Source organism: Micromonospora sp. C31, from assembly GCF_018070575.1.
Lineage (GTDB): Bacteria > Actinomycetota > Actinomycetes > Mycobacteriales > Micromonosporaceae > Micromonospora.
In genome coordinates this window covers 118,910-134,416 of record NZ_JAGPXN010000001.1, presented here as the reverse complement: position 1 = coordinate 134,416, position 15,507 = coordinate 118,910, and the positions used below count along the sequence as shown (strand labels likewise).

The window sequence follows — 15,507 nt, the reverse complement described above, 5'->3', positions numbered from 1 at the left end:
TGCTGCCGGGCGGCGGCGTTTCCCGTTAGTGTGCCCGGGGTGCTGCCGTCGATTCACGCACGATGAGCCGAGTGGGCAGGATCACCGGGGCCCCGGGCGTGTCGAGGCAGGGGCCGCCCGACGACGGTCGGGCCCCGCCGTGCAGCGGGTCGAGCAGGATCCGCGCGGCGAGCCGGCCCTGTTCCGCCGCGGACTGGGCGATCGTGCTCAGCCCGAGGACGCCGGCCAGGTCGTGGTCGTCGACGCCGATCACGCTGACGTCCTGCGGCACCCGCAGGCCGGCGTCGCGCAGCGCGGTCATCGCACCCATCGCCATCTCGTCGCAGGCCGCGAAGATCGCCGTCGGCGGGTCGCCGCGCCGGAGCAGCTCCTCGGTGGCGCGCGTGCCACCGCTGATGGTGAACTGCGACTCCACGTCCAGGCCGGGGTCCGGGTCGATCCCGGCGTCGCGCAGCGCCTCCCGGTAGCCGCGCCGCCGGTCCAGGTGGGTGGTGTAGGCCAGCTCGTCGTGCGGATCGCCGGAGATGTGGGCGATCCGCCGGTGGCCCAGGTCGAGCAGGTGCCGGGTGGCGGTCCGCGCGACGCCCACGTCGTCGATGCGTACGCAGGGCCAGTCGGGCACCACCGTGCCGGAGCTGATGGTCACCCCGGGCAGCCTGAGCTTCGTCAGGGCGGTCAGGTCGGCGGGCCGCAGCGGCGTGGCGACCAGCATGACCGCATCCACCCGCTTGTGCAGGTTGGCCGTGCCCAGCACCCGCTGACGCACCTGCTCCCGCCCGCCGAGGTTGTAGAGCAGCAGGTCGTAGCCCGCCTGCTGGAGGACGTCCTCCACCGCCTCGACGACGGTGCCGAAGAACCACCGGGTGATGCGGGGGACCACGACGGCCACCGTGCCGGTGCGCCCGCCGGCCAGGCGGGAGGCGCTCGGCGATACGGCGTAGTCCAGTTGCTCGGCCGCGGCGAGCACCCGGCGTCGGGTCGCGGCCGAGACCGTCGGCAGCCCCCGCAGCGCCCGGGACACGGTGGCGGTGGAGACCCCGGCCAGGCGTGCGACATCATCGATCCTCGTCACGTACCCCCCGCTCCGCCCGGCTCCGCCGCCGCCGGAGACCCGGCGGCGGCGGAGACGCCTCAGCCCTTGACGCTGCCGGCGAGCAGGCCGCGCACGAAGAAACGCTGGAGGGACAGGAAGACGATCATCGGTACGACGATCGAGACGAACGCGCCGGCGGTGAGCCGCTGCCACTCGTTGCCCCGGGTGCCGGCCATCTCGGCCAGCCGGACGGTGAGCGGGGCGGTCTCGTCGCCGCCACCGGCGAAGATCAGCGCGACCAGCAGGTCGTTCCAGACCCAGAGGAACTGGAAGATGCCGAACGCGGCCAGCGCCGGGGTGATCAGCGGCAGCACGATCGAGCGGAAGATCTTCGGGTGGGTGGCCCCGTCGACCCGGGCCGACTCCATCAGTTCGCCGGGCAGTTGCGAGATGAAGTTGTGCAGCAGGAAGACGGCGAACGGCAGCGCGAAGCAGGTGTGCGCGAACCACACCTGCGCGAACTTCTGTTCGTCGACCAGGTCCCAGGCCGGCATGACGGTGACCCCGCCGATGCTGACGCCGGTGGAGAAGAACTTCAGCAGCGGCACCAGGGCCATCTGCAGCGGCACGATCTGCAGCGCGAAGATCGCGATGTACATCCAGTCCCGCCCCCGGAAGTTGATCCAGGCGAGCGCGTACGCGGCCAGGGACGCGAAGGCGAGCGGGAAGAGCACCGACGGGATGGTGATCGCCAGCGAGTTGATGAAGTAGCTGGCGAGCTGCCCGGACGACGAGGATCGCCCGAACAGCACCTCCTGGTAGTTCTCCAGCGTGAACGACGGGTTGGTGAAGAAGGTCCACCACCCGCTGCCCTTGATCTCGTTCTCCGGCCGGACCGAGGAGATGAACAGGCCGAAGGTGGGGATGGTCCAGACCAACGCGATGACGATCGAGACGATGGTCGCGGTGCGGCTGTTCAGCCGCTTGCGGACCCGCCCGGCGGCGCTGGTGCCCCGCCCGCCGGTCTTCTGGGTGCCGGCGGCGACGGTGGGCGTTGCGGTGGTCATCTCAGCCCTCCCGCTGCTGACGGATGTTGCGGATCTGGTAGATCACGATCGGGATCACCAGGATGAACAGGAACACCGCCAGGGCCGAGCCCTGCCCGTTCTGGCCGTACCGGAACGCCTGGTTGTACATCTCGTTGGCGATCACGCTGGTCTCGTAGTTGCCGTTGGTGGTCGTCCGGACGATGTCGAAGACCTTGAGGGTCGCGATCGACAGTGTCACCACGACCACGATCAGCGCCGGCCGGATGCTCGGCATGGTGATCTGCCAGAACATCTGCCACGGGGTGACCCCGTCGAGGCGGGCGGCCTCGACGATGTCGGCGGGGATCGCCTTGATCGCGGCGGAGAGCACCACCATCGCGAAACCGGCCTGGATCCAGACCATGATCACGATCAGCAGCAGCGTGTTGAGCGGTGAGTCCAGCAGCCACTGCTTCGGTTCGCCGCCGAGGCTGACCACGATCTGGTTGAGCAGGCCGATCTGCTCCTGCCCGTCACCACGGTAGGCGTAGACGAACTTCCAGATGATGCTCGCGCCGACGAAGGAGATGGCCATCGGCAGGAAGATCAGTGACTTGGCCACCGACTCGAACCGGGCCTTGTCCACCATGACGGCGTAGAGCAGGCCGAACGAGGTGGCCACCAGCGGGACGAGGAGCACCCACACCAGGGTGTTGATCAACACCCGGACGATGGAGTCCTCGGAGAACATCCAGCCGTAGTTGCGCAGCCCGATCCAGTCGTTGCTGTTCGCGTCCATGAACGACAGCATCGTGGTGCGGATGGCCGGGGCCACCAGCCCGATGGTGAGCAGCAGCAGCGTCGGCAGCAGGAAGAAGAGCGCGAACATGCCCTCCCGCGGCTTGCGCCGCCGGGGGAGCGGGGCGCCGCTCGCGGAGGCGGCGACGAGCTGCGCCTCCCGGCGGCGGGCGAACCAGGCCGGCACCACGTCGAGGAGCAGGAGCAGACCGCCCACCACCGCGACGAAGGCGATCAGCCCGTACATCAGCATGAGGAACTTCGGCTGTTCCGCAGCGAAGTCGAACTCCATCGACCCTCCCAGGTCTCTGATCAGCCGGTGGGCCGGCCCGCGCACGCGGACCGGCCCACCGGTTCAGATCACTTCCAGCTGCCCTCGATGCCGTCGAGGACCGTCTTGGTGTCCTTGCCGTTGATCCACTGGACCATGCCCTTCCAGAACGTCCCGGAGCCGACGGCGGCCGGCATCAGGTCCGAGCCGTCGAAGCGGAAGACGGTGGACTTGTCCTGGAGGATCTGGACGGAGAGCTTGTCGATGGGGTTCGCGACGTTGGCCAGGTCGAGCTTGTTGTTCGCCGACACCCAGTCGCCGATCTTGGCGCGGCTGTTGGTGTACTCGCCCGAGGCGAGGTAGGTCTGCACGGCCTGGACCTCGGGACGGTCGGCGAAGGCCGCGACGAACTCGCCGCCGCCCAGCACCGGCTTGCCCTTGCTGGCGTCGATCGCGGGGAAGTAGAAGGCGAAGACGTCGCCGTCCTCGGCCACCTTGGTGCCCTTCGGCCACTGGTTGGCGTAGAAGGACGCCTGGCGGTGCAGTGCGCACTTGCCGGTGGTGATCGGCACGCCGGCCTCCTGGAAGGAGGTGGTGGCGATGCTCTTCACGCCGCCGAAGCCGCCGTTGACGTACTTCTCGTTCTTGAGGATCGTGCCGGCCTTGTCGAGGGCCTCGGCGACCTTCGGGTCGTTGAACGGGATGCCGTGGGTGGTCCACTGGTCGTAGACCTCGGGGGTCTGCGTCCGCAGCATCAGGTCCTCGATCCAGTCCGTGGCCGGCCAGCCGGTGGCCTCACCGGACTCGATGCCGGCGCACCACGGCTTGGTGCCGGTGGCCGCGATCTGGTCGCTGAGCTTGATCAGCTCGTCCCAGCTCGTCGGGACCGTCCAGCCCTTCTCCTTGAAGGTCTTCGGCGAGTACCACACGAAGGACTTCACGTTGGAGCCGAGCGGGGCACCGTAGAACTGGCCGTTGACGGTGCTGTACTTCAGCCAGTCGGCCGGGTAGTTCTCCTCGGCCATCTTCTTGGTGTCGGCGCCGACCGGCTTGAGCTTGCCCGAGTCGACGAAGCGCTTGAGCAGACCCGGCTGCGGGATGAACGCGAGGTCGGGTGCGTTACCGCCGTCGACCCGCACGTTGAGCTGAGCCTCGAACTCGCCGCTGCCCTCGTGGTCGATCTCGATGCCGGTGCAGTCCTCGAACTGCTTCCAGGACTCCGCGAGGCGGTCGGCCTCGATGTCCCGGATCGACGAGTAGATCGTGACCTTCTTGCCGTCGTTGTCACCGTACTTCTCGTATGCGGCGCACTCCGCGGAGCCCGCCGCAGTGTCGCTCTTCTTGTCGTCGCCGGTGCCGCAGGCCGTGGCGCTGAGCGCCAGCCCCAGTACGCCGGCGATCGCGAAAGCCTGGCGTGATCTGGCAAACGCCATGCCGTTCTCCTTCCTTGCCGGCGCGTCAGGGATCGAACCCGCGCCGGTCCGATGGGCGTCACCACATGTAAGCGCTTGCATCTGGCCTGGTCCACCCCTATCCGGACACGAGGAAGTAACAATCCGGAAACCCGTAGAACCCCTGCTGGGCACGCTCCCACGCGGTAATTCGACCTCTTTCCATCGATGTCATTTTCTGACAACCTGGAGACGGATGATCGAAGGATTTCGACATAGGAGGTGTTGTATGGGCAAGCGGTGGTTGGGCCTGCTGGCGGCCGGTCTGCTGGCGGTGGGCGCGCTGCTCCCGGCGGCCCCGGCGATGGCCGCCCCCACGTTCAAGGTGCCGTTCCCGTGCGGGCAGTCCTGGTCGGGTCAGACCCGGACCGGCCACAGCCCGGCGTACGCGGTGGACTTCAACCGCACCGACGACCTCGGCGACCCGGTGGTGGCGAGCGCCCCGGGCACCGTCGACCGGGTCACCAATCTCGGCGGCACCAGTTACGGAAAGTACGTCCGGATCAACCACGGCGGCGGCTACAGCACCTACTACGCCCACCTCAACGGTTTCAACGTCTCCGTGGGCCAGACCGTCGGCTACGGCAAGGTGATCGGCTGGGTCGGCAGCACCGGCGGCTCCAGCGGCCCGCACCTGCACTACGAGCAGCGGCTCAACGGCAACGACATCCAGGTCCGGTTCAACGGCGCGCTCGCCCTCTACTGGGGCACCAGGACCTACACCAGCGACAACGGCTGCGGCAGCAGCGCCGGCTCCGGCACGGTCAACACCAGCGGCACGCCGTTGACCGTCCGCTCCGGCCCGGGCACCGGCTACGCCGCCGTGGGCACCGTCGCCGACGGCACCCGGGTGACCATCCGCTGCCAGACCCGTGGCACCAGCGTCACCGGCACCTACGGCACCAGCACGATCTGGGACCGGATCGGCGCCGGCCGCTTCATCGCCGACGCGTACGTCTACACCGGCCACGACGGCTACATCCCCAACGTGCCCCGCTGCTGAGCGGGCGACGGGGCCCCGGCTTCGCCCGGGGCCCCCGCCGTCGTCGCGCATTCCGCCGTCCGGCCGGGCCACAGCCCCGCTCTCGCGCCGGCCGGCTCAGCTGTTCAGGCGCCAGATGCCGGTCGGCTCAGCTGTTCAGGCGCCAGATGGCGAAGTTCAGGGCGGCGGCGAAGGTGACCCAGGCCCAGTAGGGCAGCATCAGCAGCGTCGCCGGGCGGGACACCCGGCGGAAGAGCGCGACCGTCACGCCGATCGCCACCCACATCAGCAGGATCTCGACGAACGCCAGCCCGTAGCGGCCGGCACCGAAGAAGAGCGGGGTCCAGATCGCGTTGAGCACCAGCTGGGCGATCCACGCCCAGAGGGCCGGGCCGAAGCCGACCCGCCGCCAGACCAGCCAGCCGGCCACCGCGATCATCGCGTAGAGCAGGCTCCAGACCGGCCCGAAGAGCCAGGACGGCGGCGCCCAGGCGGGCTGTTCGAGGCTCGCGTACTCGGCGGTGGTGCCCTGTACCCCGAGCCCGCCGATCGCTGCGGCGACGAACACCGCGGCCCCGAAGCCGAGCAACGCCCACCACTGCCCGGCGCCGCCCGTCCGCTCAGCGCTCCGAGATGTCTCCATGGTCGAGATGTCTCCGCAAAGCACGGGCGGTAAACCTTCGTGTCACCCTCCGGCGCGCACGACACCGGGGTCGTCGTGCCCGGACGCTCCTGTCGGGAGGACGGAGTTCCGGTCGCGACGACCCCGGTGGGTCCTTGAACGGCGGCCTGTGGCCGCCACGTCAATTGAAGATGCTCACACCACCCGGCCCGACGAGCAGGCCCACCACGATGAGGACGACGCCCCACAGGATCTGCCGCCGGAACAGCGCGAAGATGCCGGCGACCACGAGTACGACTGCGAGAATCCAGAGAATCAGCTCCATGATTGCTGAATACCCGAGCCGCCGACGCCGGAAACCTGGGCGTGGCCGAGGTTGTCGCCGAGGTGGAAGACGCTGTACGCCTGCTTGATCACGGGGTGGGCGACGTTGCGCACGCGTACCCCGCCGGGCGTGGTGCCCCGCTCGGTGCCGGCGTGCGCGTGCCCGTGCAGGGCCAGCGCCGTCGGCGCCGAGTCGATCGCCTGACCGAGCTGGTACGAGCCCAGGAACGGGTAGATCTCCAGCGGCTCGCCGGCGAGCGTGTCCGGCACCGGCGAGTAGTGGGTCAGCGCCACCCGCACGTCGCAGTCCAGCCCGCGCAGCGCGGCGGACAGGGCGTCCGCGCTCTGCGTGGTGGTCCGGACGAAGGCCTTCATCTCCGGCTCGCCGAAGTCGCTGGCGCAGCGGCCGGCGAACCCCCCGCCGAACCCCTTCACCCCGGCCACGCCCAGCCGACCGCCCGCGCAGTCCAGCACGACGCCGTCACCCTCCAGCACGGTGATCCCGGCGTCCTCGAGCACCTTGACCACCTGCGGCACCTGGTCGCACTGGTGGTCGTGGTTACCCAGCACCGTCACCACCGGCACGCCGAGCCCGCCGAACTCGGTGGCCACGCACCGGGCCTCGGCCTCGGTGCCGTGCCGGGTCAGGTCGCCGGCGAGCAACAGCGCGTCGGCGTGCTCGGGCAGCTCGTCCAGTGCCGGCCGGAACCGGCCGACCACGTCCTCGTCCAGATGCACGTCGCCCACGGCGGCGATCCGGATCACCATGGAACCTCCTCAGGGCAGTTGTTCGATCTCCGTGGGCGCCTGCGCGCGGATCACCCCGATGTCGATGGTGATCGGCACGTCGGGGAAGCGTTCGGCCACCCGCCGCAGGATCTCCTCCCGCCGGTGCGGGCTCTCGACCTCGCCGTAGAGCATCAGGCCGCGCTCCCGGCGGACCACGGTGATCCCCTGCTCGGCCACGTCGGGGTCCTCGGTGAGCAGGCGGTGGACCTCCGCCTCGACGTACTCGTCGGGCGGTCCGGTGGCGACGTCACGGTGCTCGGTCACGGTGTCCCCTCTCCCTCGCCGGTGCCGGAGTGCGGCACCACCTCCAGCCGGTCCAACAGCACCAGGAACGCCTCGGCGTACGGCGAGTGCTGCGTCTCCTTGCGTACCCGTTCCCAGTCGATCTGCTCGCGCAGGGAGCGGGCCAGCGGCAGACCCCGGGCGAAGTCGCAGTAGTGCTGCGAGAAGCTCAGCAGTTTGTGCACCATGAGCTGGGTGGCCGAGAGGACCGGCATGTGGATCGCGTCGACGGGCCGGACGACCGTGTCGGCGAACGTCTCCTCGGTCACCGGGGTCTCGATCGGCCGATGGATCAGGTCCACCATGCGGCCGTCGTCGAAGACCTTGACCAGCCAGTCCTCGGGCGGTCGCTCGGCGGTGAAGCCCGCCGCGACCAGCGCCTCCAGGGATCGCTCCACGTCGACCTCGCGGATCAGGAAGTCGACGTCGTGGTCGCTGGAGTGGCCGCCGTGGGCGTACACCGCGAAGCTGCCCCCGAGCGCGAAGGGAATCTCTTCCTGCTTGAGCACGGCGGCGACCTTCTTCAACGTGTGCACCAGGCTCTCGTCCCCGCGCTCTGCCATGGGCGTCTCCCGTCGATGATGGTGGGCGGCTGATCCGACTCCGGTACCCGACATCCCGCCGGGCCACACCTGGCAGGTGGCACGGTCGGGGGTCAACCGGGAGGACACGGCACAAATCTCCGGGGACGCGAGCGCGGGTCGGATAGCCTGTGCAGGGTGTCCAGATCACCGGAGGCGCGGCGCGGCAGGGCCCGATTGCGCGCCGTCGCCCTGATCGGCATCGACGGCTCGGGCAAGACCACCCAGGCGCACCGGCTCGCCGACGCGCTGACCGCGGCGGGCCGCCCCGCCACCTACCACCGCAACGCGGGCGGGCGACGCTGGCTGGGCCGTCTCGCGCACCGCCTCGGCCGCCCCGACGCCCAGCGACTGCTCGGGCGCAGCGGGATGCTAGCGGTCGAGTCCGTGCTCCGCTGGCTGGCGATCGCCGCCGCCCTGCTGAGCTGTCTGTTCACCGGCCGCGTCGCGGTCATGGACCGCTACTCCGCCTGCCAGTACGCGAGCATCCGGGCGCACGGGGGCCAGCGCTGGGAGCGACTGGCCCGCGCCGGCTACCGGCTGTTCCCACGACCGCAGGTGACCTTCCTGCTGACCGTCGATCCCGCCGAGGCGTACCGGCGGATCGAGCAGCGCGGCACCGACCACGAGAGCATGTGCTATCTGACCGCCGCGGACGCCGCCTACCGGACGCTGCCGGAACACCCGACCTTCGTGGTGGTCGACGCCGGGCGCCCGCCGGCGGAGGTCTCCCGGCAGATCCAGGCTCACATGGCCGGCTGGCTGGCGTCCGCCGGCGACCGGCCGGCCGAGGGACGCGACGGCCGGGCGGCCGGCGAGCGCGAGGCGGGCCCCGTCGTGGTGTCCGCGCCGGCGGGGGCGGAGCCGGTGGCAGTCGGCCGGCTGACCGGCTGAGCCGGTCGCGGAGGGTCCGCGGGGGCGGCTGCCGGGTGCCCGGGGCATCGCGGCCGGCGGCGAGGTGGCATGGTCTGCACGAGGGCGGGAAGGACCGGTGGGGCCACCGCCGCCTCCGCGCGGGTCTCGCCGGGAGGCGACGCCGTTCGGGGGAATCGCACGCCGGGCGAAACGGTACGTCCCGGGCGGGCGGTACTTTGCTCAATACACGCAGTCATGGTTGACGGTCACGCCTGGTGAAAGTAAGTTTCATCCGTGGCGAAGAGTCCGAAGATTTCTGCGAGTCACGAGCCGGGTGGGCTGATCGTCCACATCAGCGGCCTGCTCCCCTCGTTGTCGCCGGCCGAGCAGCGGGTCGCCCGACTGGTGGTGGCCGACCCGGCCGCCGCCGCGCGTCGGACCATCACCGACCTCGCCACCGCCGCGGAGACATCCGAGGCGACCGTCATCCGCTTCTGTCGGTCCGTCGGCATGGACGGCTACCCGCAGCTGCGGATCCGGCTCGCCGCCGAGGCCGCCCGCCGGGTCGAGCCGCCGGACGCCCGGGTCGTCGGCGGTGACATCCCACCGGGGGCCGACCTCGCCCAGATCATCGCGACCATCGCCTTCAACGACGCGCGGGCCGTCGAGGAGACGGCCGAGCAGCTCGACCCGGCGATCTGCGAGCAGGTCGTCGACGCCATCGCGGGCGCCGGCCGGATCGACGTCTACGGGGCGGGTGCCAGCGGCTTCGTCGCCTCGGACTTCCAGCAGAAGCTGCACCGCATCGGCCGCACCGCCTTCTACTTCCCGGACGTGCACACCGCGCTGACGTCCGCCGCGCTGCTCGGGCGCGGCGACGTGGCGGTGGGCATCTCGCACACCGGCACCACCTCCGACGTGATCGAGGTGCTGGAGCAGGCGCGGGCCCGGGGGGCGGCCACGGTGGCGCTCACCAACTTCCCCCGGTCGCCGATCACCGAGGTGGCCGACTTCGTGCTCACCACGGCCGCCCGCGAGACCACCTACCGCTCCGGGGCGATGGCGAGCCGGCTGGCCCAGTTGACCGTGGTCGACTGCCTCTTCGTCGGGGTGGCCGCGCGCAACCGGTCCCGGGCCAGGAAGGCCCTCGAAGCGACAGCCGAGGCGGTCCGGTCACACCGGGTCGGCCCGGGACGGAGGCGGGCATGACGGCGGTGGAACCCCACGAGGTGACGGCTCCGGTGGTGCCCCGGCCGGTGATCCGGGTCGGCGCGCCGACGGAGCGACGTAACCCGCTCAGCGCGGACCTCGACCTCATGTCGACCCGGGACGTGCTCACGGTGATCAACGACGCGGACCGGCGGGTGCCGGGTGCCGTCGCGGCCGTCCTCGACGAGATCGCCGCGACGGTGGACCTGGCGGTGACCGCCCTGCGCGCCGGGCACCGGGTGCACTACTTCGGCGCCGGCACCTCCGGCCGGCTCGGCGTACTCGACGCCGCCGAACTCGCACCCACCTTCAACTCGCCCCGGCACTGGTTCTGCGCCCACATCGCCGGCGGTTCCGAGGCCATGTGGCGGGCGGTCGAGGATGCCGAGGACGACGACCGGGGCGGCGCGGCCGAGGCCGCCGGCTGCGTACGGGCCGGGGACCTGGTGGTCGGACTCGCCGCCAGCGGACGCACACCGTACGTCCTGGGGGCGCTCGCCGCGGCGAGGGCCAAGGGGGCCTCGACCGTGCTGCTCTGTGCCAACCCGGAGGCGGAGGCCGCCGGGACGGTGGACGTCTTCATCGGGGTGGACACCGGGCCGGAGGTCGTGACCGGGTCGACCCGGATGAAGGCGGGGACCGCCCAGAAGTTGGTGCTGAACACCTTCTCCACGGCCGCGATGGTTCGGCTGGGTCGGGTCTACTCGAACCTGATGATCGACATGGTCGCGACCAACGCCAAGCTCCGGGGTCGGATGATCTCGATCCTGATCGAGGCCACCGGCTGCGCGGAGGAGATCTGCCGGCGGGCCCTCGCCGAGGCCGACGGCGACATGAAGGTGGCGCTGGTCTCGCTCGTCTCCGGGGTGGAGGTGTCGGCCGCGCGGGCCGCCCTGGCCCGCTCCGCCGACCAGGTCCGCGGCGCGCTGGCCCTGCTCGCCTCCTGAGCCCCACCCGACCCGAGACGCCCCGTCCTGCGATCCCCGTCACGCGGGGCATCGAACCGCGGTGCGGATTGTTCACCGGGGGGTGGGGTAATACCACGGGCGTGGATGAACCGACCCGTTCACCGATGCGTGTTCCGGCAGTGACCAGGATCGCAGCGCGACGGTGATCCGGGTCGCTGTGTCTCTCGGGCGGGCGGTGCTGCCATGGACCGGGCACGGGCGACACGTCGATTCGCCGCCCCTGGCGTGCCCCGTCGGAGGGCCGCCACATGGGGTGCTGACAGCAAACATGGATTGCGCTCTCAGCGGATTATCAGGCATTCGTGACAGTTTCGACTCCCGACATGGAATCCCCGACGCGTCTCAACTGTTGTGCAGGTGTCGGCAGCGGTGGGCGCAGAAGTTTCGGGGGAGGGCTGATGGACGTGGGGATGGCAAGGAACCGGGCAACCGGCGCGAGCGAGGGGACCGTGGACAACGTGGACAAGAACATCGGCATGCGAACCGACGAGGTCGCCGAGGAGCGCGACCTGGTCGGCGTCTACCTTCACGAGATCTCCCGGACGCCACTGCTGGACGCCGCCAAGGAGGTCGACCTCTCCAAGGCGATCGAGGCCGGCCTCTACGCCGAGCACCTGCTCGGTGAGGACCGCGTCCCGGCCGGTGTCGACCGGGACGACCTGGAGCGCCTGGTCGCCGAGGGCGAGCGGGCCAAGGACCTGTTCATCCGGGCCAACCTGCGGCTGGTCGTGTCGATCGCCCGCCGCTACGTCCGCTCGGGCATGCCCATGCTGGATCTGATCCAGGAGGGCAACACCGGCCTGGTGCGGGCGGTCGAGAAGTTCGACTACGTGCGCGGCTACAAGTTCTCCACCTACGCGACGTGGTGGATCCGCCAGGCGATCAGCCGGGCGATCGCGCAGCAGGAGCGCACCGTACGGCTGCCGGTGCACCTGGTCGAGGACGTCAACCGGATGCGCAACGTGGCCCGCCAGCTCACCCGCGAGCTGGGCAGCGACCCGGAGCCGGAGCAGATCGCGGCGTCCCTCGGGGTCACCGTCGAGCGGGTCAACGAGCTGGTCCGCTGGTCGCAGGACACCGTCTCGCTGGACACCCCGGTGGGCGACGACGGCGACACCAACCTCGGTGACCTGGTCGCCGACAGCGACGCGCCGTCGCCGGAGGAGATCGTCCTCACCGGGCTGGAGCGGCAGCGGATCGAGGGCCTGCTCAACCACCTCGACGACCGTTCGGCCGGCATCATGCGGGCCCGCTACGGGCTCGAGGACGGCCGGGAGCACTCCCTGACCGAGGTGGCCTCGCGCTTCTCGCTCTCCCGGGAGCGGATCCGGCAGCTGGAGATCCAGGCACTGGGCCGGCTCCGCGAGCTGGCCCGGGCCGAGGGGCTCCAGGCGGCCTGAGCAGGGTAGGAACAACGGCGAACGGCCGGCGTCCGATAGGGGGACGCCGGCCGTTCGCCGTTGCCGGTCGAGGTCAGCGGACCCGGCCGTAGCCCTGGATGGGCATCAGGTTCATGCCCCGTTTGAGCACGTTGCGCCCGGCGCTCGGCGCGTCGATCACCTGACCGCCGCCGACGTAGAGGCCCACGTGCCCGAGCCCGCTGTAGAAGACGAGGTCGCCGGGGCGCAGCTCGCTGCGACTGATGTGGGTCACCGCGCCCCACTGCATCCGGGTGTTGTGCGGCAACGACTTGCCGGCCGCCCGCCAGGCCGCCGAGGTCAGCCCCGAGCAGTCGTAGCCGTTCGGCCCGTCGGCACCCCAGACGTACGGCTTGCCGAGCGCGCCGTACGCGTACCGCACCGCGACGCCGGCCCGGCCGGAGACCGCCGGCGCCTTCTTCGCGCTGTCGGGCCGGGCGGCCGGCTTCTCGGTGGCCCGGCCGTACGCCTGCCGGCGCAGCTCGTAGAGCTCGGCCAGGTCGCGTTCGATCCGCTTCTTCGCGGCGGTCATCTGCCGGGCCTGCGCGGCCTGCCGGCCCAGCGTGACCTCCAGCCGCGTCTTCTCGTCGAGCAGCTTGCGCTGGTTGCCGGTGAAGTTCGAGATCTTCTCCTGCCGCCGCCGGGCGAGCTGGTCGAGCATGCCGAGCCGGTCCAGCAGGGTGTCGGCGCCGCCGGGACGCAGCAGCGCGTCCGCGGTGGTCAGGTTGCTGCCGGTCTTGTACGCGGTCACCGCCATCTCGCCGACGTCCGCCCGGCTCCGCTCGGTCTCCTGTTCCAGCGGGCCGATGCGGCTCTGCACCCGCGCCACGGCGGCCTGGTTGGCCTTGATCTCCTCCCGGAGCTTGTTGTACGCCTCGACGACGTGTTCCAGCTGGGTGGAGGAATTCTCGATCCGCCGGGTCAGCTCGGCGGGGGACGGTTCGGCCCGGGCGGGTACCGCCGGTGCGAGCAGCGTGGCCGACACCACGGCGACCGCCAAGGCGCGCAGCGTGTTCCTGAGGGACGACAAGAGCGGAATGCTCCTCTCCCACCGGCCGCCGCGGGCTGCTGAGGCCCCCGACGACACCGGGCCGGTGCTGTCCGGGTGGACGGCGATCGACCGGGCCGGCCCGGACAACCTATCCCGGGGCAGGAGTGATGCGCAGTTGAAGCAGGGTCGAATGTTGGCGGAGTGACGGAAACTGTCGATCACCCGGGCCACCGAGCGTGATCGACTGTCCGGACTCGGGACGGGGTGCCGGGGATTTTGCCGGTGTTGGAGGGAAGTGCGCTGTTCGTCGTTGTGGACGCATGCCGCCGGAAGCTGGACGGTCATGACCGACAAGACCGACTTGGCGGCCGGAACCGGCGGAGCGCGGGGCCGCCCGCCCCGAACGCGAGCCGAAAGGGGCGTCCGGGCTGGCACGTGCGTCACACAATGAGGCGCGCAGCCGGGAATCCCGTCGACCGGCACCGACGCGAGACCGTCGACGGAGCCGACCCGGCACCAGCCGCGGGAGGTAGAACCGTGCACCCTCAAGGCGCCACCCGACAGCCCTGGTCACCGCGGGTGACCGCGGCGAAGACCACCCTCCTCTACGCCCGACCCGGGATCATCGTGACGGTCGACCGGTTCACCGTCGGCCGCAACAGCTGGCGGGTCACCGAGCTGACCCACCTGCACACCGGCCGCGGCCCGCACGACCGCGTGGCGGTCCGGGCCGTCGTCGTCACCGGCGCCATGATCGGCGGCGTCGGCCTGCTGCTCGGCTTCACCGGCGGGCTGCAACGGCTCACCGCGGGGGCGTACCTCGTCCTGGGCCTGGTTTTTCTGCTGCCGGTGCTGGTCGCGCTGGTGGGGGACCGGTGGCGCCCGCCCGCGTACGAGCTGTGGGGCCGGCGCCGGGGCGAGCGGGTGCTGCTGTTCACCAGCGACGACGAGCGGCAGTTCGGCCAGGTCTCCCGGGCCCTGCGCCGGGCCCGGGAGATGAACCGCTACGGCGGCTGGGAGGACCCGCTCGCCTCGGCCGACCCGTGGCGGCCCGACCGGTGACCGGCGTCAGCCGGCGACCGGCTCCGGCGTGCGCCCGGCCTGTTCCGCCGTCACCCAGGAACTGACCCGGCGCTCGGCGAAGAAGGAGACGAACGGCACCGTGCCGGCCAGCATGACCAGGACCATCCGCTTCAGCGGCCAACCGGCCCGGCGGGACAGGTCGAAGGCGGCCACCAGGTAGAGCATGTAGAGGAAGCCGTGGGCCTGGCCCACCGTCTCCACCAGGATCGGGTCGTCGAAGGCGTACTTCATCGGCATGCCGATCACGACCAGCAGGATCAGCGCCACGCCGACGATCCAGGCGATGACTCGGTACCGGGTCAGGGCAGCGCCCACCGTCGTCCGTCCTTTCGCGCCCGGCCTCAGCCGGGGTAGTCACCGGGCTTGGCACCCGGGTTGTCGTTCAGCCATTGCAGGTAGTGGTTGTAGGCGACCAGGTCGCCGTCCTCGCCGCCGTCGGCAGCCGCGGACACGCGGGCGACCCGAACGGGTCGGCGTACGACCGGGCGTGTCGCGGCCTGCGGGGCGTCGGCCGGAGCCCCGGCGGCGGACGCCTCCCCGGGTGGGTCGGCCGCCGCCGGCCCACGCAGCGTGTGCCGGACCTCGCGCCACCAGACGAAGACCACGAAGCCCGCGAAGATCGGCCACTCGACCGCGTAGCCCCAGCTGATCGCGTTGCCGGCGGCGGCCCGGCTGACCTGCCACCAGCCCAGCGCCAGGAAACCGGTGACCAGCACGACCATGGCCACGTGGCGTGCGATCCACGCCGGGGTCCAGAGCCGTTTCATGGCGTCGAGAGTACCGGGGGTGGCCGCGCTCTCCGACACGGCGTCGTAGGCGCGG

Annotated in this window: 18 protein-coding genes; 6 read left to right on the top strand and 12 right to left on the bottom strand. The window is 71.0% G+C overall.

What is annotated here, in order from left to right:
• Window positions 1-25: 25 nt before the first annotated feature.
• The 4 genes from KBX06_RS00660 to KBX06_RS00645 all read right to left on the bottom strand — a co-directional run bounded on the left by KBX06_RS00660 (window position 26) and on the right by KBX06_RS00645 (window position 4,563).
• Window positions 26-1,072, bottom strand: coding sequence for a LacI family DNA-binding transcriptional regulator (locus KBX06_RS00660; protein ID WP_210832199.1), 1,047 nt, complete (start codon window positions 1,070-1,072; stop codon window positions 26-28).
• Between the two features lie 59 nt (window positions 1,073-1,131).
• Entirely contained in the window at window positions 1,132-2,100 is a 969-nt protein-coding gene (locus tag KBX06_RS00655) for a carbohydrate ABC transporter permease (RefSeq protein WP_210832197.1), read from the bottom strand.
• 1 nt (window position 2,101) lies between these two features.
• The gene (locus tag KBX06_RS00650; RefSeq protein WP_210832195.1) at window positions 2,102-3,151 is read right to left on the bottom strand and encodes a carbohydrate ABC transporter permease; all 1,050 of its coding nucleotides are present in this window, start codon (window positions 3,149-3,151) and stop codon (window positions 2,102-2,104) included.
• Between the two features lie 68 nt (window positions 3,152-3,219).
• Window positions 3,220-4,563: an ABC transporter substrate-binding protein gene (locus KBX06_RS00645; protein WP_210832193.1), complete on the bottom strand. Its 1,344-nt coding sequence runs from the start codon at window positions 4,561-4,563 to the stop codon at window positions 3,220-3,222.
• Between the two features lie 247 nt (window positions 4,564-4,810).
• Here KBX06_RS00645 and KBX06_RS00640 point away from each other — a divergent pair, with 247 nt between their 5' ends.
• A complete protein-coding gene (locus KBX06_RS00640) occupies window positions 4,811-5,584 on the top strand; it encodes a M23 family metallopeptidase (RefSeq protein ID WP_210832191.1) in 774 nt (257 codons plus the stop codon).
• Between the two features lie 127 nt (window positions 5,585-5,711).
• Here KBX06_RS00640 and KBX06_RS00635 read toward each other — a convergent pair whose 3' ends face one another.
• From KBX06_RS00635 to KBX06_RS00615, 5 genes are all read right to left on the bottom strand, one after another.
• Window positions 5,712-6,206 (bottom strand): TspO/MBR family protein, encoded by a 495-nt coding sequence (locus KBX06_RS00635; protein WP_210832189.1) that lies wholly within the window; start codon window positions 6,204-6,206, stop codon window positions 5,712-5,714.
• A 160-nt stretch (window positions 6,207-6,366) separates the two neighbouring features.
• The gene (locus KBX06_RS00630; protein ID WP_210832187.1) at window positions 6,367-6,510 is read right to left on the bottom strand and encodes a GPGG-motif small membrane protein; all 144 of its coding nucleotides are present in this window, start codon (window positions 6,508-6,510) and stop codon (window positions 6,367-6,369) included.
• The gene (locus KBX06_RS00625) at window positions 6,501-7,277 is read right to left on the bottom strand and encodes a metallophosphoesterase (RefSeq protein WP_210832185.1); all 777 of its coding nucleotides are present in this window, start codon (window positions 7,275-7,277) and stop codon (window positions 6,501-6,503) included. Before KBX06_RS00625 ends, KBX06_RS00630 begins: the two co-directional genes overlap by 10 nt.
• A 9-nt stretch (window positions 7,278-7,286) precedes the next feature.
• The gene (locus tag KBX06_RS00620; protein WP_210832183.1) at window positions 7,287-7,562 is read right to left on the bottom strand and encodes a hypothetical protein; all 276 of its coding nucleotides are present in this window, start codon (window positions 7,560-7,562) and stop codon (window positions 7,287-7,289) included.
• On the bottom strand, window positions 7,559-8,197 hold the full coding sequence (locus KBX06_RS00615) for a nucleotidyltransferase family protein (protein ID WP_210832180.1): 639 nt from the start codon (window positions 8,195-8,197) through the stop codon (window positions 7,559-7,561). The genes KBX06_RS00620 and KBX06_RS00615 overlap by 4 nt, the downstream gene beginning before the upstream one ends.
• A 102-nt stretch (window positions 8,198-8,299) precedes the next feature.
• On the opposite strand from KBX06_RS00615, the gene KBX06_RS00610 reads away from it, so the two are divergent.
• The 4 genes from KBX06_RS00610 to KBX06_RS00595 all read left to right on the top strand — a co-directional run bounded on the left by KBX06_RS00610 (window position 8,300) and on the right by KBX06_RS00595 (window position 12,593).
• Window positions 8,300-9,055, top strand: a complete 756-nt coding sequence (locus tag KBX06_RS00610; RefSeq protein WP_210832178.1) for a dTMP kinase — start codon at window positions 8,300-8,302, stop codon at window positions 9,053-9,055.
• A 255-nt stretch (window positions 9,056-9,310) separates the two neighbouring features.
• On the top strand, window positions 9,311-10,225 hold the full coding sequence (locus KBX06_RS00605; RefSeq protein ID WP_210832175.1) for a MurR/RpiR family transcriptional regulator: 915 nt from the start codon (window positions 9,311-9,313) through the stop codon (window positions 10,223-10,225).
• A complete protein-coding gene (locus KBX06_RS00600; RefSeq protein WP_210832173.1) occupies window positions 10,222-11,172 on the top strand; it encodes an N-acetylmuramic acid 6-phosphate etherase in 951 nt (316 codons plus the stop codon). Before KBX06_RS00605 ends, KBX06_RS00600 begins: the two co-directional genes overlap by 4 nt.
• A gap of 431 nt (window positions 11,173-11,603) precedes the next feature.
• On the top strand, window positions 11,604-12,593 hold the full coding sequence (locus tag KBX06_RS00595) for an RNA polymerase sigma factor RpoD/SigA (RefSeq protein ID WP_210832909.1): 990 nt from the start codon (window positions 11,604-11,606) through the stop codon (window positions 12,591-12,593).
• A gap of 73 nt (window positions 12,594-12,666) precedes the next feature.
• Here KBX06_RS00595 and KBX06_RS00590 read toward each other — a convergent pair whose 3' ends face one another.
• Window positions 12,667-13,641, bottom strand: a complete 975-nt coding sequence (locus KBX06_RS00590; RefSeq protein WP_210832171.1) for a C40 family peptidase — start codon at window positions 13,639-13,641, stop codon at window positions 12,667-12,669.
• Between the two features lie 540 nt (window positions 13,642-14,181).
• On the opposite strand from KBX06_RS00590, the gene KBX06_RS00585 reads away from it, so the two are divergent.
• A complete protein-coding gene (locus KBX06_RS00585) occupies window positions 14,182-14,664 on the top strand; it encodes a DUF6232 family protein (protein ID WP_307854362.1) in 483 nt (160 codons plus the stop codon).
• 6 nt (window positions 14,665-14,670) lie between these two features.
• On the opposite strand, the gene KBX06_RS00580 is transcribed toward KBX06_RS00585, so the two are convergent.
• Both KBX06_RS00580 and KBX06_RS00575 read right to left on the bottom strand, forming a co-directional pair.
• Window positions 14,671-15,000: a DUF3817 domain-containing protein gene (locus tag KBX06_RS00580; protein WP_210832166.1), complete on the bottom strand. Its 330-nt coding sequence runs from the start codon at window positions 14,998-15,000 to the stop codon at window positions 14,671-14,673.
• 26 nt (window positions 15,001-15,026) lie between these two features.
• Window positions 15,027-15,452, bottom strand: coding sequence for a hypothetical protein (locus tag KBX06_RS00575; protein WP_210832164.1), 426 nt, complete (start codon window positions 15,450-15,452; stop codon window positions 15,027-15,029).
• Window positions 15,453-15,507 lie beyond the last annotated feature (55 nt).

Coding starts and splice junctions, on each gene's coding strand:
- KBX06_RS00655 (WP_210832197.1), bottom strand. CDS start 2,100: ATGACCACCGCAACGCCCACCGTCGCCGCCGGCACCCAGAAGACCGGC.
- KBX06_RS00650 (WP_210832195.1), bottom strand. CDS start 3,151: ATGGAGTTCGACTTCGCTGCGGAACAGCCGAAGTTCCTCATGCTGATG.
- KBX06_RS00645 (WP_210832193.1), bottom strand. CDS start 4,563: ATGGCGTTTGCCAGATCACGCCAGGCTTTCGCGATCGCCGGCGTACTG.
- KBX06_RS00640 (WP_210832191.1), top strand. CDS start 4,811: ATGGGCAAGCGGTGGTTGGGCCTGCTGGCGGCCGGTCTGCTGGCGGTG.
- KBX06_RS00635 (WP_210832189.1), bottom strand. CDS start 6,206: ATGGAGACATCTCGGAGCGCTGAGCGGACGGGCGGCGCCGGGCAGTGG.
- KBX06_RS00630 (WP_210832187.1), bottom strand. CDS start 6,510: ATGGAGCTGATTCTCTGGATTCTCGCAGTCGTACTCGTGGTCGCCGGC.
- KBX06_RS00625 (WP_210832185.1), bottom strand. CDS start 7,277: ATGGTGATCCGGATCGCCGCCGTGGGCGACGTGCATCTGGACGAGGAC.
- KBX06_RS00615 (WP_210832180.1), bottom strand. CDS start 8,197: ATGTCGGGTACCGGAGTCGGATCAGCCGCCCACCATCATCGACGGGAG.
- KBX06_RS00600 (WP_210832173.1), top strand. CDS start 10,222: ATGACGGCGGTGGAACCCCACGAGGTGACGGCTCCGGTGGTGCCCCGG.
- KBX06_RS00595 (WP_210832909.1), top strand. CDS start 11,604: ATGGCAAGGAACCGGGCAACCGGCGCGAGCGAGGGGACCGTGGACAAC.
- KBX06_RS00575 (WP_210832164.1), bottom strand. CDS start 15,452: ATGAAACGGCTCTGGACCCCGGCGTGGATCGCACGCCACGTGGCCATG.